The 21,974-nt window shown below is 57.6% G+C and carries 21 protein-coding genes; 13 read left to right on the top strand and 8 right to left on the bottom strand.

Translation table 11 applies throughout. The features are described from left to right. Nucleotides 1-35: 35 nt before the first annotated feature. Nucleotides 36-1,160, bottom strand: a complete 1,125-nt coding sequence (gene dprA, locus KUO20_RS02475; RefSeq protein WP_235041334.1) for a DNA-processing protein DprA — start codon at nt 1,158-1,160, stop codon at nt 36-38. A gap of 39 nt (nt 1,161-1,199) precedes the next feature. Continuing rightward, complete coding sequence (locus KUO20_RS02470) at nt 1,200-2,072, bottom strand: peptidoglycan-binding protein (RefSeq protein WP_235041333.1); 873 nt, start codon at nt 2,070-2,072, stop codon at nt 1,200-1,202. A 179-nt stretch (nt 2,073-2,251) separates the two neighbouring features. On the opposite strand from KUO20_RS02470, the gene def reads away from it, so the two are divergent. From def to KUO20_RS02435, 7 genes are all read left to right on the top strand, one after another. Next, nucleotides 2,252-2,764, top strand: coding sequence for a peptide deformylase (def, locus tag KUO20_RS02465; protein ID WP_235041332.1), 513 nt, complete (start codon nt 2,252-2,254; stop codon nt 2,762-2,764). Between the two features lie 44 nt (nt 2,765-2,808). Then, nucleotides 2,809-3,801 carry a methionyl-tRNA formyltransferase gene (gene fmt, locus KUO20_RS02460; protein ID WP_235041331.1) on the top strand — a complete coding sequence of 331 codons (993 nt, stop codon included), beginning with the start codon at nt 2,809-2,811 and terminating at the stop codon, nt 3,799-3,801. Beyond that, nucleotides 3,798-5,135: a 16S rRNA (cytosine(967)-C(5))-methyltransferase RsmB gene (gene rsmB, locus KUO20_RS02455; RefSeq protein ID WP_235041330.1), complete on the top strand. Its 1,338-nt coding sequence runs from the start codon at nt 3,798-3,800 to the stop codon at nt 5,133-5,135. The genes fmt and rsmB overlap by 4 nt, the downstream gene beginning before the upstream one ends. A 62-nt stretch (nt 5,136-5,197) precedes the next feature. Next, the gene (locus KUO20_RS02450; RefSeq protein ID WP_096282081.1) at nt 5,198-5,404 is read left to right on the top strand and encodes a dodecin; all 207 of its coding nucleotides are present in this window, start codon (nt 5,198-5,200) and stop codon (nt 5,402-5,404) included. Nucleotides 5,405-5,585: 181 nt separating this feature from the next. After that, nucleotides 5,586-6,959: a Trk system potassium transporter TrkA gene (gene trkA / locus KUO20_RS02445; protein WP_096282082.1), complete on the top strand. Its 1,374-nt coding sequence runs from the start codon at nt 5,586-5,588 to the stop codon at nt 6,957-6,959. 52 nt (nt 6,960-7,011) lie between these two features. Continuing rightward, a complete protein-coding gene (locus KUO20_RS02440) occupies nt 7,012-8,460 on the top strand; it encodes a TrkH family potassium uptake protein (RefSeq protein ID WP_235041329.1) in 1,449 nt (482 codons plus the stop codon). Nucleotides 8,461-8,506: 46 nt separating this feature from the next. Beyond that, on the top strand, nt 8,507-9,799 hold the full coding sequence (locus KUO20_RS02435; protein WP_235041328.1) for a TraB/GumN family protein: 1,293 nt from the start codon (nt 8,507-8,509) through the stop codon (nt 9,797-9,799). A gap of 18 nt (nt 9,800-9,817) precedes the next feature. On the opposite strand, the gene KUO20_RS02430 is transcribed toward KUO20_RS02435, so the two are convergent. Further along, entirely contained in the window at nt 9,818-10,612 is a 795-nt protein-coding gene (locus tag KUO20_RS02430) for a tRNA-uridine aminocarboxypropyltransferase (protein WP_235041327.1), read from the bottom strand. A gap of 164 nt (nt 10,613-10,776) precedes the next feature. On the opposite strand from KUO20_RS02430, the gene bioB reads away from it, so the two are divergent. Genes bioB through bioA form a run of 6 tightly spaced genes read left to right on the top strand, consistent with a single transcriptional unit; the run spans nt 10,777 to nt 16,485 of the window. Continuing rightward, nucleotides 10,777-11,853: a biotin synthase BioB gene (bioB, locus tag KUO20_RS02425; protein ID WP_235041326.1), complete on the top strand. Its 1,077-nt coding sequence runs from the start codon at nt 10,777-10,779 to the stop codon at nt 11,851-11,853. Next, complete coding sequence (bioF, locus tag KUO20_RS02420; RefSeq protein ID WP_235041325.1) at nt 11,840-13,003, top strand: 8-amino-7-oxononanoate synthase; 1,164 nt, start codon at nt 11,840-11,842, stop codon at nt 13,001-13,003. Before bioB ends, bioF begins: the two co-directional genes overlap by 14 nt. Then, nucleotides 12,985-13,752: an alpha/beta fold hydrolase gene (locus KUO20_RS02415; RefSeq protein WP_235041324.1), complete on the top strand. Its 768-nt coding sequence runs from the start codon at nt 12,985-12,987 to the stop codon at nt 13,750-13,752. The genes bioF and KUO20_RS02415 overlap by 19 nt, the downstream gene beginning before the upstream one ends. Then, complete coding sequence (locus tag KUO20_RS02410; RefSeq protein ID WP_235041323.1) at nt 13,749-14,531, top strand: methyltransferase domain-containing protein; 783 nt, start codon at nt 13,749-13,751, stop codon at nt 14,529-14,531. Before KUO20_RS02415 ends, KUO20_RS02410 begins: the two co-directional genes overlap by 4 nt. Beyond that, the gene (gene bioD, locus KUO20_RS02405) at nt 14,528-15,217 is read left to right on the top strand and encodes a dethiobiotin synthase (RefSeq protein ID WP_235041322.1); all 690 of its coding nucleotides are present in this window, start codon (nt 14,528-14,530) and stop codon (nt 15,215-15,217) included. Before KUO20_RS02410 ends, bioD begins: the two co-directional genes overlap by 4 nt. Then, on the top strand, nt 15,214-16,485 hold the full coding sequence (gene bioA / locus KUO20_RS02400) for an adenosylmethionine--8-amino-7-oxononanoate transaminase (RefSeq protein ID WP_235041321.1): 1,272 nt from the start codon (nt 15,214-15,216) through the stop codon (nt 16,483-16,485). Before bioD ends, bioA begins: the two co-directional genes overlap by 4 nt. A gap of 41 nt (nt 16,486-16,526) precedes the next feature. Here the strand turns inward: bioA and KUO20_RS02395 are convergent, their stop codons facing one another. The 5 genes from KUO20_RS02395 to KUO20_RS02375 form a co-directional block, all read right to left on the bottom strand. Next, nucleotides 16,527-17,240 carry an SIR2 family NAD-dependent protein deacylase gene (locus tag KUO20_RS02395; protein ID WP_235041320.1) on the bottom strand — a complete coding sequence of 238 codons (714 nt, stop codon included), beginning with the start codon at nt 17,238-17,240 and terminating at the stop codon, nt 16,527-16,529. A 13-nt stretch (nt 17,241-17,253) separates the two neighbouring features. Continuing rightward, the gene (locus KUO20_RS02390; RefSeq protein WP_235041319.1) at nt 17,254-17,748 is read right to left on the bottom strand and encodes a CIA30 family protein; all 495 of its coding nucleotides are present in this window, start codon (nt 17,746-17,748) and stop codon (nt 17,254-17,256) included. Between the two features lie 130 nt (nt 17,749-17,878). Further along, nucleotides 17,879-19,312, bottom strand: coding sequence for an ethanolamine permease (gene eat, locus KUO20_RS02385; protein WP_235041318.1), 1,434 nt, complete (start codon nt 19,310-19,312; stop codon nt 17,879-17,881). Nucleotides 19,313-19,468: 156 nt separating this feature from the next. Continuing rightward, the gene (gene eutC, locus KUO20_RS02380; protein WP_235041317.1) at nt 19,469-20,308 is read right to left on the bottom strand and encodes an ethanolamine ammonia-lyase subunit EutC; all 840 of its coding nucleotides are present in this window, start codon (nt 20,306-20,308) and stop codon (nt 19,469-19,471) included. Then, nucleotides 20,298-21,713, bottom strand: a complete 1,416-nt coding sequence (locus tag KUO20_RS02375) for an ethanolamine ammonia-lyase subunit EutB (protein ID WP_235041316.1) — start codon at nt 21,711-21,713, stop codon at nt 20,298-20,300. The genes eutC and KUO20_RS02375 overlap by 11 nt, the downstream gene beginning before the upstream one ends. Nucleotides 21,714-21,974 lie beyond the last annotated feature (261 nt).

Here is a 21,974-nt window from a genome sequence, read left to right as displayed (position 1 = left end):
GTCAGGGCTAACGTGCCTTTAATGGTTTTATCCTATCATGGCCGCGGCAGCCTCACCCAGCCTCCCGCTTGCTGAGTTACCCAGCCGTCTAACTCCAGCATCAGCAACCTTTGCTGGCAGTCGCTGACCGTCACACCAGTGGCATGCACCAGTAGATCAATCGGCGTTGGCGTAGCCGAAAGCGCCTCTAGTAGCGTATCGGGCAGCGGCTCCGTGCTAGCCTGATTGTCTTTCAACGACGCCAAGTCAGACTGAATAGCGTCGACCTCAGGAATAAATGCCCCTGCCCAGTGGCCAAGATCGGCAATGATATCGTCAATGCTACAGGCCAACGAGGCACTTCCCTGACGCAATAGCGCCAGGCAGCCGCTTGCCTGCACGTTATGCAGTGAACCGGGTAGCACGAATAATTCACGATTCTGCTCTAACGTGAGCCGCGCACTGACCAGCGAGCCACTTTTTTCGGTTGCCTCGACTACCAGCGTACCGAGGGCAAGGCCGGTGACGATTCGATTGCGTCGAGGAAAAAACGCTGGCCGCGCCACCGTTCCCGGCGGGTGTTCTGACAGCAGTAACCCGCCTGGTACTTGGCCAAGCTGTTCATGCAGATCCCGATGAGAGGCGGGATAAATCACGTCAACGCCACAGCCAAGTACGGCGATTGTGCTGCCGCCCGCCTTCAGTGCCGCGCGCTGAGCAACTCCGTCCACGCCGAGCGCCATACCGCTGACCACGCACCAGCCACGGCGGACTAAGTCACGAGCAAAGGTTTGTGCATTGTGGCTGCCTTCGCCGGTGGGGCGACGGGTTCCCACGATGGCAAGCCTAGGCCCTTCCAGTGCGTCAAGATCGCCCTGAGCCCACAGCACCACCGGCGGGTCGGCGACTTCATTCAACAGTGTCGGCCACGCGGGGTGATCGCGGTGCAGCACATGCCGACGGGAGGCGTTTTGCTGCCATTCCAGGGTTTCATCAACCACCTTTTGCAGCGGGCTACGAGCGGGATGCTCAAGCCACAAGCGCAGCTCATTGGCTGCGCGGCTCGGCAGCGCAGCCAGCCAGCCTTCCGGCCACTGAGGCTGACGGGCAACCAACTGCGCAATCCGCAGTGCGCCCATACCAGGCAGCGCATTGATAACCAGCCATTGCTGCGTGTTCATATCACCTCCTTACTCACAACGTTGATGCTTCCCGCCTAATTAACGAACCGATGAAGAGACCTGATCACCGACTTCCAGCACGCGCGATGCCTGCATCACCAGCGCATAGCTGACGTGATCAAAGGGCTTAAACACCAAAACGCTGCCCGCCTCGGTACTGGGCAGCTGAATCATCTCCTCGCTTCGCGGGTCGCCCACCTGCTCACCTTGCTGCTCAACCTGCAGCACGTGGCCTGGCTGCAGGCCATCAAGGCGGCCCACATCTAGCGTAACGATTTGCAGGCGCCCAATAAAGCGCACGCCATCCGGCACGGCAATGATGTGCCCTTCGACTGACGTTAACGGCGCGCGAGGTGTCAGCTCAGCGCCCAGCGCAGGCTCTGGCAGCGGTAAAACAAGGTCGTTAACCCGCACTTCCCGATGGGAGCTAAGCACTTCAAGCTGCGCAATGTCGCCGTCATCGCTCACATACTGAGCAATGCCGATGCTAATCAGCTCGACGCCCAAGGGCGCACCATCCAGCGTGTGATAAGGCGCTGACTGGCGGTAAATTCCCACTTGAGCGTGGCGTGGGACGTCGCCTCTCACGTAGAGCTTATCGCCCGCGCCACTCAGCAAGCGGCGATCCTCACCGGCGATCACATAGGCCAGCGCGTTAATATTCTCGGCGTTATCGACCACGCGATGCTGTCGTAAAAAGGCACGCGCGACGTCCACTGAAGCGGCATCCATCGAAGCGGCGCTCATCGAAATAGGCGCGCCTGTTTCCGGCGGGACCAGCGTGCGCACCTGAGGTGAAAGCGTCACGACACGCTGGCCGTTCTCAGCGGCGGAATCAACGCTTACTAGCAACGCGGCGCTCAGCCACAGAGCGCCAAAAGCGCGACGAGAAGGGTGTTGTTTTATCGCCATCCTGCTCTCCTCGGTGCGATGATGATGTAGATCTGAAACGCTGTGAGCAGTGGGCGCGCATGCCCAGAAACGTTGACAGCATGGTATAGTGGCCCATCATAAAGTACTTAGGCTGGACGACGCTGCTCACGGCCTAGTTTGACTTAATTTAGACTCAGCATAACGGTGATTGTAACGCCATGGCCAAACTTCCTATTTTAGAATTCCCCGACGAGCGCCTGCGCACCAAGGCCGCTGAGGTGGAAACCGTCGACGATGAGGTACGTACGCTTGTCGACGATATGCTGGAGACCATGTATGACGCCCGTGGTATCGGTCTAGCTGCTACGCAGATCGATGTCCACCGTCGTGTCGTCGTCATGGATGTCAGCGACGATAACTCCCAGCCGCTGGTGCTCATCAACCCGCGCTACACCCCGATAGGCGACGTGAAAGAGCCTCTGTCGGAAGGCTGCCTGTCGATCCCGGAGTATTACGCCGAAGTACCGCGCTATCTTAAGGTGCAGCTCAACGCGCTGGATCGCAACGGCGATGCCTACGAGTTAGAGGCAGAAGGCCTGCTGGCACATTGCATTCAGCACGAATACGACCATCTTGAAGGCGTGCTGTTTGTTGACTACCTGTCGCCACTTAAGCGTGACCGCATCCTCAAAAAAATGCAGAAGCGCCAAAAGCAAATGCAGGACGCCTAACGTTTTCTACTGATTTTTTACATAAGCTAGGTAACCCCCTCTTTATGTCACGATTGCGCGTTGTTTTTGCCGGCACGCCTGAATTCGCCGCCTCAAGTCTTGCAACGCTGCTGGAAAGCCAGCATGACGTGGTGGCGGTTTATACGCAGCCCGACCGCCCTGCCGGGCGTGGCCGCAAACTCACGCCCAGCCCGGTTAAACAGCTGGCGTTGGAACACGATTTGCCGGTGTATCAGCCTCAGACCCTAAAAGAGCCCGCGGCTCAAGCCGAGCTGGCCGCGCTTAACGCTGACATCATGGTGGTGGTCGCCTATGGGCTGCTGCTGCCTCAAGCGGTGCTGGATATACCGCGGTTAGGCTGCATCAATGTTCACGCCTCGCTGCTCCCGCGCTGGCGCGGCGCAGCGCCCATTCAGCGAGCCATTGAAGCGGGTGATAGCGCCTCCGGCGTGACCATCATGCAGATGGACGCTGGCCTGGATACCGGCGCGATGTTGTCAGAAGTGCGTACGCCTATTACGCCGCAGACCACCGGCGGTGATTTACACGACCGCCTCGCGGTTCAAGGTGCGAATGCCCTGATCCACGTGCTGGATGCACTGACCACCGATGGCGTGCATGCCACGCCGCAGCCTGCAGACGGCGTCACCTATGCCGCCAAGCTGAGCAAGGCAGAAGCGGAACTCGATTTTGCTCAGCCGGCGCATCTGCTCGCCAGCAAAATCCGTGCGTTCAACCCCTGGCCAGTGGCCTGGTGTGCCCTGGGCGATGAGCGCCTTCGGCTGCTGATGGCAAGCGTGGAAGCAGGCGAACATGCGCCCTCTGCGCCTGGCACCCTGCTAGACCACGGCGATGATCACCTGCGGATTGCCTGTGGTGTAGAGGGCCGCGAGATACTATGCGTGACCAGCGCACAGCTGCCCGGCGGTAAAGCCATGGCCGTGCGCGACCTATTGAATGCGCGCCACGCGCGCCTTGCCACCGGCGCTCGTTTTGGTAAACCAGCGGAACAGTCCAGCGAAGGAAACTCACGATGAACCAAAAGCGCTCCCCACAAAGCGGCGGCAGTGGCCAAGAAGTGCGCGCCGCTGCAGCGCGTGCGCTGGCTCCGGTGCTCAGCGACCAAGGCTCACTGGCTGGATTAGATGACCACAGCGTCGTGGCTCGCGACCGCGGGCTGCTAAAAGAACTCTGCTTTGGCACCTGCCGCCGCTTACCGCGCTTGGAAGCCTTAGCCGGCGTACTGCTTAAGCAGCCGTTTAAGAAGCGCGACAGCGATGTTCAAGCGCTGCTACTGGTAGGTATTTATCAACTGCTGTACATGCGCATCCCGGCCCATGCGGCCGTCGGTGAGACGGCGGGCGCAGCACGCCTACTCAACAAAGAGTGGGCCACCCGCGTTTTAAACGGCTGCTTACGCCGCCTGCAGCGCGAGTCCGAAGCGCTCCAAGCGCAGGTAGACCAGGATGAGAACGTTGCGCTAGAACATCCGCCGTGGCTGCTCAACGCGCTGCGCCAGGCATGGCCTGAGCAGTGGCGCGACATCGTTGAGGCCAACAACCACGCAGGCCCGATGACGTTAAGAGTGAATCAGCATCACAACGATCGTGAAGCCTATTTAGCCCAACTGACCGAACAAGGCCTCACTGGGCAGCTATGCCCGCATGGCCCCGATGCCATCACTCTGGAAACGCCCTGCGACGTCACGGCGCTGCCCGGTTTCGAAGACGGCCACGTTAGCGTTCAAGATGAAGCGGCCCAGCTCTCGGCGGCGCTACTGGGGCCCGCGCTTGCCCCACGCCCCGGCGCCCGCGTGTTGGATGCTTGCTGCGCCCCGGGCGGTAAAACAGCCCATTTACTTGAGCAGTTTGATATTCAGCTGACCGCGATTGATAGCGACAACCAGCGCCTAGCGCGCGTGGAAGATACGCTAAGCCGTTTAGGCATTGAGGCCGTGCTGCAACATGCCGATGCCACCGAGCGCGACTGGTGGAGCGGCACACCGTTTGACGCCATTTTGCTCGATGCGCCGTGCTCGGGCACTGGCGTTATCCGACGCCATCCGGACATCAAAAAGCTGCGCCGCAAGGACGATATCCGCCCGCTTGCCAAGCTTCAGCGTCAGCTGCTAGACAATCTTTGGCCCATGCTGCGCGAAGGCGGCACGCTTTTGTACGCTTCCTGCTCTGTGCTGCCGGAAGAAAACGCTGAGCAAATTGAGGCGTTCCTTGCTCGCACCCCCGATGCTCATGTCACGACGCCTAAGGACGTCGCCTGGGGCATTGCCACCGGCGCAGGCCGTCAATTGTTTCCTGCCGTAAGCAGTCACGATGGCTTTTTTTATGCCAGACTAGAAAAGCGCACTGCCTAGCTGAGGCTAAGTTCTTAGCGCCTTAACCTGGGCAGTGAATTTATGACAAGGAAGGAGATATCATGAGTCATCATACCTACAAGCATGTAGAGCTAACCGGGTCTTCTGAGAAAGGTATCGAGGAAGCGGTACAGAACGCCCTGGCCAAAGCATCGCAGACGATTGAGCATATGCGCTGGCTAGAAGTGATCGATACCCGTGGCCACATTGAAGACGGCCAGGTAGCGCACTGGCAGGTCACGGTTAAGGTCGGCTTCACGCTAGAATAATACCCACCTGCTTTTCAGCGGCGGCTAGTTTACACTGGCCGCCGTCTTTATTGCAGCGCATGATAGACGCCCTGACTCAATACACTCATGAGCGTCAGGGTCTTGCAGGAAGGAGTCGTAAGACCGCCTCTCGGTCTTAACGACATCGCGCTGGTGCTTTTAACGGAACCGATGCTCAGCAATGAAAATCATCATTCTTGGCGCCGGCCAGGTCGGCGGCACCTTAGCAGAACACCTCGCTCGCGAAGAAAACGACATCACCGTCGTCGACACTGATGCCAAAAAACTGCGCGAGCTACATACCAAACTCGACATCCGTACCATCACGGGGCCGGGCTCATATCCTATTGTGCTGCGCCAGGCGGGCTGTGAAGACGCCGATATGTTGATCGCTGTGACCAACAGCGACGAGATCAACATGATCGCCTGCCAGGTAGCGCACACGCTGTTTCGTACGCCCACCAAAATCGCCCGAGTGCGGGCCACGGCGTACTTAACCCGCAAAGGGCTTTTTGCCCATGAAGCCATTCCCATCGACGTACTGATCAGCCCAGAGCAAGTGGTCACCGATCACGTACGCCGTTTGATTGAGCATCCGGGGGCGCTGCAGGTGCTGGAGTTTGCCGGTGGGTTGGTTCAGCTGGTCGCGGTTAAAGCCTTTTACGGCGGCCCGCTGGTGGGTCAAGACCTCGCCTTTCTACGCCACCACATGCCCAATGTAGACACTCGCGTAGCCGCTATTTATCGACGCAACCGGCCGATTATTCCACGCGGCGATACCGTGATTGAAGCCGACGACGAAGTGTTTTTCCTGGCCGCCCGTCGCGACATTCGCGCGGTAATGAGCGAGCTACGCCGAGTCGAACGCGACTTTCGCCGCGTCGTCATCGCCGGTGGCGGCAATATCGGCGAGCGGCTGGCAGAGCACTTAGAGCACAGCCACCAGGTCAAGATCATCGAGCACAATCTGGAGCGCTGCACCACGCTCTCGGAACGCCTGGACCGTACCGTCGTACTGCATGGCAGCGCCACCAGCAAGCGCCTGCTGGAAGAAGAGAACATTGAAGAGTGCGATATCTTCTGCGCGCTGACCAACGATGACGAGGTCAATATCATGTCATCGCTGCTCGCCAAGCGCCTAGGAGCGAAAAAAGTGCTCACGTTAATTAACAACGCGGCGTACGTGGATTTGGTCCAAGGCGGCGAAATCGATATTGCCATCTCCCCTCAGCAGGCCACCATCGGCAGCCTGCTCACCCACGTGCGCCGCGGCGACATCGTTAACGTGCACTCGCTGCGTCGCGGCGCGGCCGAAGCGATTGAAGCCATCGCCCATGGCGACAAGCAGTCGTCCAAAGTAGTCGGCCGCGCCATTCGTGACATCGACCTACCCGACGGCACCACCATCGGCGCGATTGTACGCGGCAAAGAGGTCATCATTGCCCACGGCGATGTGATGGTAGAGAGCGGCGACCACGTGATCCTGTTTGTGATCGATAAGCGGCGTATCCGTGATGTAGAGCGCCTATTCCAAGTTGGTTTAACATTCTTTTGATAACCCCAGCATCACTGCCATCCAGAGCTAATAACAGGAGCATGCAACAACCATGAGTCTGAGGGTTATTTTGCGCATTTTGGGGCTGTTGCTGATGCTCTTCAGCCTTACCATGCTGCCTCCCACGCTGATGTCACTTTGGTTTCGAGACGGCGTGTGGAGTGCCTTTATTATCGGCATTGCGATTTCGGTCGCTACGGGGCTATTGCTGTATCTTCCCAACCGACACTCTCAGAAAGAGCTGCGGATCCGCGATGGTTTTATTATCGCCGTGATGTTTTGGACGGTACTGGCGCTGTTTGGCTCGCTGCCACTGATGCTGTTCGGAGATGGCTCGTTAAGCATTACCGACGCGGTGTTTGAATCGTTCTCCGGCTTAACCACGACCGGTGCAACGGTGATTACCGGCATCGACTTTTTACCCGAATCGATTCTTTACTATCGTCAGCAGCTTCAGTGGCTAGGCGGCATGGGGATTGTGGTACTGGCAGTGGCTATTTTGCCTACGCTCGGCATTGGCGGCATGGCGCTTTATCGTACCGAGATCCCGGGGCCGCTCAAAGACTCTAAGCTCACTCCCCGCATCACCGAAACGGCGAAAGCCCTGTGGTACATATACGCCACGCTGACAATCGCCTGCATGATTGCGTATATGCTGGCGGGCATGGGCTGGTTTGATGCGTTGAGCCACAGCTTTTCCACCGTTGCCAACGGCGGTTTTTCTACGCATGACGCCAGTATCGGCTATTTTGATAGCGCAATGATTGAAATGATTTGCGTGGTCTTTATGCTGATTTCAGCCTTTAGCTTTAGCCTGCATTTTATCGCCTGGCGCGAAAAAAGCCTGCTGCACTACTTTCAGGATCCGGAAGCACGCTTTTTGATGCTCTTCCTGCTCGCCCTGGCGGTAATCACGGTGCTGTCACTCTGGCTGACAAATACCTACGAGACAGAGCGCGGTTTACGGCACGGGATTTTCCAAGTGGTGTCTGTCGCCACGACCGCAGGCTACAGCGTCGCCGACTTCTCGATGTGGCCGGGCGCGCTGCCGTTTTTACTCTTTGTAGCGGCCTTCGTTGGCGGCTGTTCCGGCTCAACGGCGGGCGGCATGAAAGTGATTCGGATTATTTTGATTCTTAAGCAGGGCATGCGTGAAATCATGCGACTGATTCACCCCAACGCGGTAATTGCGGTGAAAGTCGGTAAAGTCAGCGTTCCCGACGGCATTGCCCAAGCCGTGTGGGGCTTCTTTTCCGTTTACGTCCTGCTGTTCTTTTTAATGCTGGTGGGCGTTATGGCGACCGGCGTAGATCAAGTGACGGCTTGGTCGACGGTGGGGTCAGCGCTCAACAATCTTGGCCCCGCACTAGGTGAAGCCAGCACTAACTATGGCGACTTGCCTAGCTTCGCGAAATGGATCTTGGTCATGGCCATGCTGCTAGGGCGCCTGGAAATTTTCACGGTACTGGTGCTTTTTACTCCCGCCTTCTGGCGACGTTAAATGTTACACATCAGGCCTACTTATTTGATCGACTTGAGAGCCGTTAATGAATCACGAAGACACGTCCCCTGAAGAAGCGTCGGGTAACGCTACGCCTGACACACAGACACCGCCGCTAGAACTACCGCCGACCTCGCTCCCGGCCACCAGCGGGCCGCTTAAAACGATCGCCATCGGCGATACCCGCTATACGCTGCTAGGCACGGCCCACGTATCAGCAGAAAGCGCGGACGACGTTCGCAAGCTGCTGGACAGCGGCGCCTTTGATGCCGTGGCTATTGAGCTCTGTGACGCCCGCCATCACAGCATGTCCAACCCAGATGCCATGGGCGAGCAAGACCTGTTCCAAGTATTTAAAGAAGGCAAAGCGGGCATGGTGGCCGCAAGCCTTGCACTGGGCGCTTTTCAGCAGCGCATTGCCGACCAGTCCGGCATTCAGCCTGGGGCAGAAATGCGCGCGGCGGTGGAAGAAGCTAGCCGGCTGCAGCTACCGCTGCTGTTGGTAGACCGCGATGTGGGCCTGACGCTAAAACGCATTTATCGCAACGTGCCGTGGTGGCAGCGCTTCTCGCTATTTTCAGGCCTTATCGGCAGCGTGCTATCACGTCAGGATGTTTCCAAAGAGGATATCGAAAAGCTTAAAGAAGGCGATATGCTGGAGGCAACGTTCAACGAATTTGCCGCCGAATCTGAGGCGCTTTATACGCCGCTGATTAGCGAGCGTGATCGCTATATGGCGCTGCGCTTAGCGGAAGATGCTCCACCGGGGCGCTATCAGCATGTGCTGGTGGTTATCGGCGCCGGCCACCTGAAAGGCACCGTTGAGCATCTTGAGGCGCCGCTGCCCGCGGACCCCAAGGTAGAGCGCGAATCACTTGAAGCGACCCCGGCACCCACGAAACTCTGGAAAATACTGCCGTGGCTGATTACCGCGCTGGTGTTAACAGGCTTTGCCGTCGGCTTCTCGCGTAACACGGGCCTTGGCTGGCAGCTGGTTCTTGAGTGGTTCTTAATTAACGGGATTCTCGCGGGCGGTGCGACCATTATCGCGTTAGCGCATCCGGTGACCGTGATTGCCACCTTCTTCGCCGCCCCGCTGACCTCGCTGAATCCGACGATTGGCGCAGGCTTCGTGGCTGCGGGTGTTGAGCTTTACATGCGTAAACCCAAAGTGCGCGACTTCTCAACGCTGCGCCACGACGTCACGCAGCTAAAAGGCTGGTGGAAAAACCGTGTATCGCGCACCTTGCTGGTCTTTATTCTCGCCACGCTCGGCTCGGCAATAGGCACCTGGGTGGCAGGCTTTAGAATTGCCGGTGCGTTATTTGGCAGCGCGTAAAGACGCTATTCGCAGCGCTCACTCCCCGGTGAGCGCTGCGTCTCGCTGTGCAGAAAGACGCCGCATGGCGGCGGTCGGCGGGTCTATTTTGTGATGCAGTCGGCTCGCCGCGTAGCTATCGTTAAACACATCAAAATAATCATCTAACCTATCGGCAGCGGCGACATCACCGCCTTGGCGCAGCAGCTCGATGGCCACTTCTGCCGTGCATAGATGCGCTTTAGACGCGGGCTTTCTTAACCGATAGCGGGTTTCACGCTCAGTATGCAGCGGCAGAATCGGCAATTTATCCAGATAGACGCTTCTGCGAAACATGCGCCGCGCCTGGCGCCAGGTGCCGTCTAAAATAATAAACACCGGAATGCGCGCCTGGCTTTTAGCTTCTTCAACCGCATCCAACCCCACTACTCGATCGGCGTAATCTGCCTGATCGTCAGGAAAAATCAAAAAAGGCGCATAGCGCGGATCTTCCAGCAGTGCCAGCAAACGCGCATCCGGCGCCATCCTATACCAGGTAAACACCTGCGTCGTCGTCAGCACATCGCGTATCAAACGCCCGGTATTGGTCGGCTTAAAATGTTCGAGCGGATGGGTCAATAACCATACCTGAGCATGGCTCTCAGCCTTCACCTGATACGGGCACAAACAGTTCAGAGCGGGAAGCTGGCAAGCCTCACAGCGCGTCACAAAACTTCCGCGCGCCTTGAATTCACGCCGCGGTGGACGCGGATACCCGGCAACGGAGCCGCCGCCATGCCCAGCAGAGCTATTTTCAGAAGAGCCATCATCAACAGGACGATCAAAAGCAGACATCCGCGCTCTCAAGTGTGGAAAAGGGCGCAGAGTATAAAGGAGCGCGCGCTATCTTGACGAATATTTCCGCTGACGCTGTAAACCTAAAAATCGTTCAACGTTGACACGTAAAGCGCAACGCCGCTAAAGTCTCGTCAACTATTAAAATATAAAAGGTTTACATCATGCCACTAGCCCGTGAAAAATGCCTTAGTCAGCGCCATGACTGGACGCTGGATGAAATCAACGCGCTTTTTGCGCTTCCGTTCAACGACCTGCTGTTTCAAGCCCAGCAGGTTCATCGCGCCCACTTTGACGCTAACGCGGTGCAGATCTCTACCCTACTCTCGATTAAAACCGGCGCCTGCCCAGAGGACTGCAAATACTGCCCCCAGTCCGGCCACTACAACACCCAGCTCGAAAAAGAGAAGCTGTTAGAAATTGAAAAAGTCGTCGAACAAGCCAAGGCCGCTAAAGAGGCCGGTGCCAGCCGTTTTTGCATGGGCGCAGCGTGGCGAAGCCCGCGCGATAAGGATCTATTGTTAGTCGAAGAGATGGTGCGCCAGGTCAAAGCGGTTGGTCTGGAAACCTGTATGACGCTGGGAATGGTGGATGGCGAGCAAGCTAGCCGGCTTGCCACGGCGGGCCTTGATTACTACAACCACAACCTGGATACCTCGCCGGATTACTACGCTGAAATCATCACCACGCGTACCTACAGCGACCGGCTGGAAACGCTGTCTAACGTCCGCGAGGCGGGCATGAAGGTTTGCTCCGGCGGTATTCTTGGCATGGGCGAAGAGGCCAACGACCGCAGCGCCTTGCTGCAGCAGCTGGCCAAGCTGTCACCTCACCCGGAGTCCGTGCCGATCAATATGCTGGTGAAAGTACCCGGTACCCCGCTGGAAAACGTCGAAGATCTAGATCCCATTGTGTTTATCCGCGCGATTGCGGTCGCCCGCATTATGATGCCCCAAAGCCACGTACGGCTATCCGCCGGCCGTGAGCAGATGAACGAGTCGACCCAGGCGCTGGCATTTTTGGCGGGCGCCAACTCGATTTTCTACGGCGACAAACTGCTGACGACCAGCAATCCCCAAGCGAATCGCGATCGCGCGCTGTTTACCAAGCTCGGCCTACACCCTGAAACACGCGACACCTGTGAAAGCGACGCTACCCACGCCGCCCGTCTTGTTCAGCAAGCGCAGCAGCAGGTACACGCCGAACGCGTGGCCGAGTTAGCGGTAGATGTCAGTGCTTGATGCATGGCAACAACGCTTAAGCGATGCCCGCGCTGATCGTCAGCGGCAACACCGCTGGCGAACGCGCCAGGTACTGGCGCGTAGCACGCTCAACTTTGCAGGCAACGACTACCTGGGCCTCGCCCACGATCCACGTGTCAGCGAGGCCCAGGCTGAAGGTGCGCGGCGTTTTGGCTCGGGTGCAGGTGCTTCGCATTTGGTCAGCGGCCATCTAGCCATTCACGATGCGCTGGAAGAAACCCTAGCCCGCTGGACAGGGCGGCAGCGTGCGCTGCTTTTTTCCACGGGCTATATGGCGAATATCGGCGTGCTGCAAGCACTGGCAGATAGCCACACGGCTATCTTCCAAGACCGCCTTAACCATGCATCGCTAATCGATGGCGCTGCGTTAAGCGGCGCGCGCTCGCGGCGTTTTCATCACCGCGATGCTATGGATCTGGAAAATCTGCTGGGGCGCAGTGAGTCCGAGCACAAGCTCGTGGTCAGCGATGGCATCTTCAGCATGGACGGCCATATCGCAGATATTGGTGCTTTAGTCACCGTCAGCCAGCGCCATAACGCCTGGCTGATGATCGACGATGCCCACGGCGTAGGCATACTCGGCGACGATGGAAGCGGCTGCGTGGGCAGCACCTGGAATAGCACCGAGGTGCCAATTTTGGTCGGCACTTTGGGTAAAGCGTTAGGCACCGCCGGGGCATTTGTCGCCGGTGACGCCGCGTTAATCGATCATCTGATTCAGTTTTCACGCAGCTATATCTATACCACCGCACAGCCCCCGGCGATTGCCGCCGCTACTTTAAAAGCGCTTGAAATCGTTCAGGGTGAACCCGAACGCCGCGCTCAGCTAAACGCCAACATCGCTTACTTTCGTCATGAGGCGCTGCGCTTGGGGCTACCGCTCAGCGATTCGGCCACCCCTATTCAGCCGCTAATCTTGGGCGATGAAACGCGCACCCTAAGCTGGGCGGTGCAGCTCCAGCAAAAGGGCATACACGTAGGCGCGATTCGACCACCTACGGTGCCTAACGGTGAAGCACGGCTACGCATTACGCTTAGTGCGCGCCATCAGCGCGGTGATATTGATCAACTACTCGCAGCGCTTTACCACTGTCAGCAGAAAGAGGTGCTATGCAACCGCTACGCGTGATATTGCTTTCAGGCTGGGGAGTCGATCAGCATATTTGGCAGCCACTCGAGACGTACTGGCCAGATCACCTTGCTCCCCAAGCGATCGAATGGCCTGGGTACGGCGCCACCCCTGCGCTAAGAGCTGGCGCAACGCTGACATCACTAGCCGAGGCCATGGCCCCGTCACTACCCAGCGATGCGGTATGGGTCGGCTGGTCATTAGGCGGACTACTGGCAACGGCACTGCTTGAGCACCTTCCCCCACCACGCGGCCTCATTCTGCTCGGTGCGGGCGATACTTTCTGTGCCAGAGACGAGACCGGTGCCAGCGGCGGTGTCACTACCCGCGAGCTAAAGGCGTTCCAGCGTGCCTTTCAGCGCGAACCTACCGCGACGTGGCAACACTTTTTACGCTGGCAGGCGCAAGAAGAACTAAATCCTCGGCAGGCGTATCGGCAGCTACGTGACTTGCTGGGCGATGCGCCACCCGCCGATAACATCACCTTAGCTTCCGGTTTACAGTGGCTGGCGTCGATTGATAATCGCTCACGCTTAGCGGCGCCCCTCTGCCCGGTTGTACGTCTCACCGGCGAATATGATCCCTTCATTAGCCGCGCTCAGCACCATATAAGTGAAACGCTAAGCGGTGTCGGACACTGCCCGATGCTCTCGCAGCCGCAGGCTCTGGCGGCGTCGATTATTCGCCATGTCACCCAGATGGCTAACGATGCCATCCAGATGACGAATACCAGCATGGCGGTTTTATGATGGATCTAACGCTGAATAGCGAAACCCACTGGCAGGCGCGGGTCGCCCACGCATTCTCCCGCGCCGCTCCTCGCTACGATGCGCTAGCCACGGCTCAACGCCAAATAGGCGAGGCACTTTGGGATTCGTTACCTACCCGTGCTTTTAACGTGTTGGACATGGGGTGCGGCACCGGTTACTGGACGCAGCGATTGGCAACACGTTACCCCTGCGCGCATATCACTGGATTAGATTTAGCGCCCGGCATGCTGGAACAGGCCCGCCAGCGCCACGGTGAAAGCATTGACTGGCAACCCGGCGATGCTGCCGCCCAGCCCTTTGATGCGCATTTATTTGATCTGGTTTTTTCCAACTTGGCGGTGCAGTGGTGCCCCGATATTAGCGCCGTCATGAATGAACTCTACCGCGTGTTACAGCCTGGTGGGCAAGCGCATATCACGACACTACTGCCAGGAACGTTGCAAGAAGTTGCCCAGGCCTGGCAGAGGCCCGAAGCACTGCTAAAAACGCCTGATCAGGCAAGTGTTGTGAAGGCCATCGCTAAAAGCCGCTTAACGATAATCCAGCAGACTGCGTCGATTGAGCGTTTCTACTATCCCGACCTAACGGCCGTCATGGCGTCCATTAAAGGGGTGGGAGCACAGCTTGCCCGATCGCACACCCCTCTTACGCGAGCTGACATCGCCACCGCACAAGCGCGCTTTGAGCAACTGCGCGAGCGGATGGGTCTGCCGGTGAGCTATCGCTGTTTAACCCTGCAATTGGAAAAACCGCTATGAACGTCTGGTTTGTTACGGGCACCGATACCGATGCGGGTAAAACATTGGTGACCAGCGCGTTGCTATATGCTGCCCGCCAACAACAGTTAAGCACACTGGGTCTTAAGCCTGTGGCTTCCGGCAGTGAGCAGACGAGCGATGGCCTGCGTAACGACGATGCTTTGGCACTACAGCGACAGAGCGTGCCCTCAGTCGACTACGCCACGGTGAACACCATCACTTTTGCGCCCGCTATAGCGCCTCATCTCGCTGCGATAGAAACAGGCCAACCGCTGAAAGCCAGCGCCATTACTCACTTACTGCGCAAAACGTTTACCCAAACACCGAGAGACTTCACGTTGATTGAAGGCGCAGGCGGTTGGCGGGTCCCATTAAACGCCCAGGAAGATTTCGCCGACCTGGCAATCGCCCTCAAGCTGCCGGTGATTCTGGTCGTCGGCCTAAAGCTAGGCTGTTTGAACCATGCCCGCTTAACGGCAGAAGCCATTCGTGCCGATGGCCTGCATCTCGCAGGTTGGGCGGGCAGCGTGGTCGACCCCGCCTTTGCCGCCGACTCAACTCGCTTTGAGGCCAATATTGCCCACTTAAAAACGAGGCTGGCGGCCCACTGCTTAGGCATTATCCCCCATCTTGATGCCCCCGAGGCCGCGACTGCCGCCCCCTATCTCTCCCTGGAGCCGTTATGACAACGCCGGTTTGGCATCCTTATTCACATCTAAAAACACAGGCACCCGCACCCAAGGTGGTCGGCGGTGAAGGCACGCACTTTGTGCTTGAAAGCGGAGAACGCCTGCTGGATGCCACCTGTTCCTGGTGGTGCATGATCCACGGCTACGGCCACCCGCGCTTGGTGGCGGCCATACGTGAGCAGGCTGGCGAGCTTTGCCACGTCATGCTTGGCGGCTTAACCCATGAGCCCGCTGACCAGTTAGCGCGTGAGCTAGTGCGCATTACGCCCGCCGGGCTGAATCACGTTTTCTATTCGGACAGTGGTTCGGTTGGCATGGAAGTGGCGATGAAAATGGCCCTCCAGTATCAGGTGCTCACCGGCAACCCTGGCAAGGCAAAGATGCTTTCGCTGATGAAGGCGTACCACGGCGACACCACCGGCTGCATGGCGGTGTGCGACCCGGAAGAAGGCATGCACAGCCTGTTCGCCAGCCTACTGCCTCAGCATCATTTTGCTCCGGCACCTACGGCTCCTTTTGATGCCAGCGCTGAGCAGGTTGAACACGACCTTCATGCTCTGCGTGGCGTGCTTGAGCAATATCATCACGAGATCGCAGCGCTGTTGATGGAACCATTACTACAGGCGGCTGGCGGGCTCAACATGACGTCACCGGGCTATGTTGCTGGCGCCAGAGCACTGTGCGATGAGTTTGGCGTGCTGTTGATTTTTGATGAAGTAGCTACCGGCTTTGGCCGCACCGGCAAGCTGTTTGCCGCGGACCATGCGGGCGTCACGCCAGATATTATGGTGCTCTCCAAAGGCTTGACCGGTGGCTATTTGGGTCACGCTGCAACCCTGGCCACGGATCGCGTCCACAGCGCCTTTATCGGTGACAGCCCTCCGCACGCGTTTATGCACGGCCCGACGTTTATGGGCAATCCGCTCGCCTGCCGCGTGGCACTGGAGAGCCTGCGTGTATTTGAGGAAGAGAATTACCTGGGCAAAATTGCGAGACTCAGCCAGCAGCTGCGCCGTGAGCTACTGGAAGACCCAGCGCTGAACGAACATTCAGCCGTTGCCGACGTTCGAGTACTCGGCGCCACCGCCGTGATCGAAGCGCACTCCGCAGAGGCGCTAAAAGGCGTAGGAGACTTCGCCCGCGAACACGGCGTTTGGCTGCGCCCCATTGGCCGATGGCTGTATACCATGCCCGCTTATATCACCTCTGAGGCGGAAATCACCCAGATTACCGACGTCATGAAGGCGTGGTTCTTAAGGGCTTAATAACGTTAAGGACTGTTGCATTCCAATTCAGTCTCGAATTTTCAAGACAGCCGCAAATGACCCTGCTGCTTCCAGCGATTGGCGAGGGCGGGCACGCCCTCGCCCGCGGTGGCGTTGATCGCCAAGACGCCCGGCGGGCTGAGCATGTCGGCCTCTGGGTCGACCAGCGCGCAGGGTGTCTCGACATCAATGTACGAGAGCAGCGAAGCGGCAGGCATCACCGCCAGCGAGGTACCCACCACTAATAGAAAATCAGCCTTACTGACAAGCTCACAGGCCTCGGCAAATAGCGGCACCGCCTCACCAAACCAGACCACATCAGGGCGTAGCTGGCTGCCCTTATCACAGACATCACCCAGCGCAATGCCGCCTTTAGGCAACGGATAGCGCATGTGTTCATCAACCGATGAGCGCGCCTTTAAAATCTCACCATGTAAGTGCAGCACATGATGCGAACCTGCCCGCTCGTGAAGATCATCGATATTCTGGGTAATGATGCTGACGTCAAACCCATCCTGCTCAAGGGCCGCCAGAGCTTTATGCGCAGCATTGGGCTTTGCTCGGCGGATCTGCTCGCGGCGCTGATTATAAAAATCCAACACCTGCTGCGGATTACGCTGCCACGCACGTGGTGTGGCGACGTCTTCAATCGGATAGTCCTCCCAAAGGCCGTCGCTGGCACGAAACGTTTTGATGCCACTCTCGGCGCTGATTCCCGATCCGGTAAACACCACTAAATGCGGCCTTGCTGTCATGATTCCCTCATTGTTAGTCGATGGACTCAATACGTTTGACCTGCAGGCAGAAAGGCCCAGCGGTGCGATCAGCAATTAAGAAGCCCAGCATGTGAATGTCGCTGGGCGTTATCGCCGGTGCATCGCTGAGTAGCGTGCCACGCCGCACGGCTTCAAACGCGTCCCATGGAAAATGTATGGTCTCCCACGTGTCAGCGGAAGGCGTAAATTTCACCCGATACGCCGACGCATCGCCGAGCGTGGTGCTTTTCAGGCGTAATTGATAGGTGCGGCCATCTCCTAGCACGCTAACAGCGATGCCCTTGGCTCCCGCTAGCGTGGATTCAAAACCGTTAGGCTCGCGACGCACAGAGGCAAAGCCGCCGCCGTTTTCGAGCGACACCTCACCCTGAAAACGACCTTCACCGTCGGCAACGCTAAACCTGCTTTGGGAAACACCGCCCATGACACCATCGTCAACGGCATACCAGCGCTGCTGCTCGTCAGCATTATTAAAGGTCAGCGTCATAAGGTCACCTCGCAACGGCTCATAGATAGAAAAAACAGATAGAAAAAAACAGATAGGCAAAATAGCTAAGAAAAAGCCCCCGACGTCATACCGTCAGGGGCTTACCACAGTAGCCTAATCGCTGGCTCGCTTACAGCTTAGCGGCGGCTGGTGTGTGTTCGCTCTTATCAAGCTCGTCAGGTGCGGCGGACACCAGCGCAAATTCTTCTTCGGCTGTTTTCGCCACCAGATGATGCTTGCTGTAGAGGAAGAAGTAGGCTGCACCCGCGATAAACAGCACGATGGTGTAGTTAAACGCGCGTGGATCAAAGGCGTATACGCCGGTTAAGGCAACCAAGGCCAGCACCAGCGCGATCGAGGAGGTCACAATTCCCCCTGGAGTTTTATAGGGGCGCGGCAAATCAGGCTGCTTTAAACGCAGTAAAATATGGCTTAGCGCCATCAGCGCATAGGAAATAGTTGCCCCTACCACGGCCATTGCTAGCATCAGGTCGCCTTCCCCGCTTAGCGATGCCAGAAAGCCAAACACACCGGGTACAATCAGCGCCAGATAAGGCACTTTACGCCCGCTGGTCAGCGATAGACGCTTAGGCAAATAGCCCGCCCGCGACAGCGCAAACACCAGCCGACTATAGCCATAAATAATCGAAAAGAAGGAAGCAATTAACCCCGCCAAGCCCAGCACGTTAACCGTGGTCGCCAGCATCGGATTGCCGGTCGCATTAAGCGCATCCACCAGCGGCACGCCGCTTTGGCCGATCATTTCAGCCCCTGCGGCGCCGGCTAACAACACAACCACCAGCAGCGCAGTGAACAGCAAAAACAGCATCGCAGCGATAATGCCTTTAGGCATATCACGCGCAGGGTCTTTAGCTTCTTCAGCGGCCAGCGGTACGCCTTCGACCGCCAGAAACAGCCACATCCCAAACGGCAGCGCCGCCCAAACGCCGTACCAGCCAAACGGCATAAACGTGCTCGCGCCCGCGGCATCGGTGGGGGCTATATCAAACAAATTGGCCGCATCAAAACTGCCTATCAGCGCTACAGCGGTCGCTAGAATGGCAAATACCGCCAGGCCGCTAATAACCATCATGACCTTGAGCGCTTCACCCACGCCGGCCAGATGAATACCGATAAACACCGCGTAAAAAATCAGATAAACCAACGGCCCGTTAATGCCTAGCAATGACTCAACCGCGGCGCCAATAAAAATCACAATCGCGGCGGGCGCCAAGGCGTACTCGATCAATACAGCAAGCCCCGTTAAGTACCCGCCTGCCGGCCCCATCGCCTGGCGAGCAAAGCTGTAACCACCGCCCGCGGCCGGTATCGCCGCAGACATCTCCGCCAGCGATAGCACTAAGGCAAGGTACATTAGCGCCATTAAACAGGCAGCAATCGCAAAACCGCCCCATCCCGCTTCGGCGATGCCAAAGTTCCATCCGGCGAAGTCCCCGGAAATAACGTAGGAAACGCCAAGCCCTGCTAGCAGCATCCAGCCAGCAGTGCCTTTACGCAGCTGGCGTTTTGCCAGATACGCCTGATCAACCGAGGATTGTGTCATCGTTGTGCCCTTATCATGTGGAACGAAAGAGTTGTCAGCGGCGTGCCGTTCTCCGTTTCAAGTGCTGATTACGACGTTCCATATTATTGTTAGAAGATGGTCATTTGATCGAGCTAAAAGGCGCTTTCAGGGTGCGATTGGCGGGAATTAACCGCCTTAATCGGCAACCAAAAAGTTGCGCGTAGAACCGTTCGCAGCAGAGTCGCTTTCTAGCACATCGTCTTCGCTGCGGTCTTTTAGCGTAACGCCTGATAGCTTGCGTTGGCGGGCCTCCTTCAAAAGTAAAAAAAAGCGCCTGGCGGCTTCTTCGATCTGCAAGCCTGCCGGGCGCACGTTAGAAATACAGTTGCGGCTATCGTCCTTAAGCCCTGGCTGCGGCGCCCAGGTCATATACAGCCCCAGGCTATCTGGCGAGCTCAGCCCAGGCCGCTCACCGATCATCACCAGCACGGCATCGGCATTCAGCAGTGCGCCTACCTCGTCGCCAATCGCGACCCGGCCCTGCTCAACAATCGTGAGCGGCGCTAGCTGCCAATCGGCGCTATCGTTTTTGAATAGCTTATAAAGTGCGCTGAGAAACGCGGCGCTGTTCTGCTGCACGGCCAGCGCCGAAAGCCCATCGGCAATCACCACCGAGAGGTCAAAACGCTGCTGAGAGGTAGCGGCTTGCTGCAATTGCTCGCGGGTTTCGTCATTAAGCCGCCGGCCGTAATCTGGCCGCTGAAGATACGTCGCACGGTCTTGGGCATGGCTATGCAGGCATAGAGGCGGCTGAGACAAATCGAGGGCCTGAGTAAGCTCGTCGGCCAGTTTCTCGACATCTAGCGGGCAGTGCACCGCATCTTGCGCCTGCGCATGGGCCAGCTGGAATGCCAGCAGCTTGCTGGTCGGCAGGCTGATGCCCGCACGCCCTAAGCCAATGCGCGCATCGGTAAAGGCACTGAGACGCTCCCAGGGGTTCTCCACCACGATAGGCGATGATCCGTTATGTACCATGGCGAGGCTCCTTGGGTAGGTGACGCAGGCTATTAGCAAAGGCAGCGGGCAGCTGGTCATTAAGCCGGTAGGTGCTCACATCCTGGAAAATCTGCATTTCTTCAAGCCATCGCTCAAATTCGGGCGCCGCTTTCAGCCCCAGCACTCGTCGCGCATAAAGCGCATCGTGAAAAGAGGTGGTCTGATAGTTGAGCATGATGTCGTCAGAACCAGGGATGCCCATGATGAAGTTGCAGCCCGCCACGCCAAGCAGCGTCAGCAGATTATCCATATCATTTTGATCGGCTTCGGCGTGGTTGGTGTAGCAAACATCGCACCCCATGGGCACACCCAACAGCTTGCCGCAGAAGTGATCTTCAAGCCCGGCACGGGTGATCTCCTTACCGTCAAACAAATACTCGGGGCCGATAAAGCCCACCACGGTATTCACCAGCAGAGGGTTGAACTTACGCGCCACGGCATAGGCACGCGCCTCGCAGGTTTGCTGGTCGAGCCCGTGGTGAGCATCGGCAGAAAGCGAGCTGCCCTGGCCGGTTTCAAAGTACATCACGTTGCGCCCCACCGTGCCGCGATTAAGCGACTGAGCCGCGGATTCGGCTTCCGCCAGCGTGCTCAAGTCAAAGCCGAAGCTGCGGTTAGTCGCCTCCGTTCCACCGATGGATTGAAAGACCAGATCCACAGGGGCGCCCTGCTCTATCGCTTCCAGCGTGTTGGTCACATGCGTGAGCACGCACGACTGGGTGGGAATCTTATATTTCTGGATGACATCGTCCATTAAGCGCATCAGCTTAACGCTTTGGGCGACGTTATCAGTGGCTGGGTTGATGCCAATCACCGCATCGCCGCTACCGTAGAGCAGGCCATCGAGAATACTGGCGGCAATGCCGGTTACGTCGTCGGTAGGGTGATTTGGCTGTAAGCGCGTGGAGAGCCGTCCAGGTAGACCAATGGTATTGCGAAAGGCGGTAATGACCCGGCACTTCTTTGCTACCAAGATGAGATCCTGGTTGCGCATTAGCTTACTGACCGCGGCGGCCATTTCAGGCGTAACGCCTGCGCGTATGGCGGTAAGCGCCTCGCTGGACGCATGATCCGAGAGCAGCCAGTTACGAAAATCACCTACCGTGAGGTGTCGAATGGGGGCAAAGGCGTCGGCGTCATGGTCATCCATAATCAGCCGAGTGATCTCATCGTCTTCGTAAGGAATTAACGCATCATTTAAAAAGGTGGTGAGCGGAAGCTCGGCCAGCAGCATCTGGGCGACCACGCGCTCTTCAGCGCTTTCTGCCATCACTCCGGCCAAGCGGTCACCCGAACGGGGCGGCGTGGCTTTTGCCATTAGCTCGGCTAGGCTCGCGAAGCGGTAGCTGCGACTTCCCACCTTGGTGTGATAGGTCTGGGCCATAGTGCTTTCCTTTTTCTTTCACTCTTTCTTTTTCTCAATGCGGCCTTGCAGCGGCGACTTTCATCATACTGACAGATCATTGAGGTTTAAAAAGTTGCGTGTTTCAACTATAGCGCTATCAATCGATATGGGAAGCACGTTTTGACAAACGGCGAGCGAGGCAGTTAGTGGCAAAGCAATTAGGCAGGCGACAGTACTTAGGCAGACAAAAGCACTTAGGCAGGCAGTAGCAGCGCGGCAACAGCAGAAAAAATCAAGCCA

The organism is Vreelandella profundi (assembly GCF_019722725.1).
GTDB lineage: Bacteria > Pseudomonadota > Gammaproteobacteria > Pseudomonadales > Halomonadaceae > Vreelandella > Vreelandella profundi.
The sequence above is the reverse complement of the archived record's forward strand: the minus strand, read 5'-3'. Positions and strand labels throughout refer to the sequence as shown.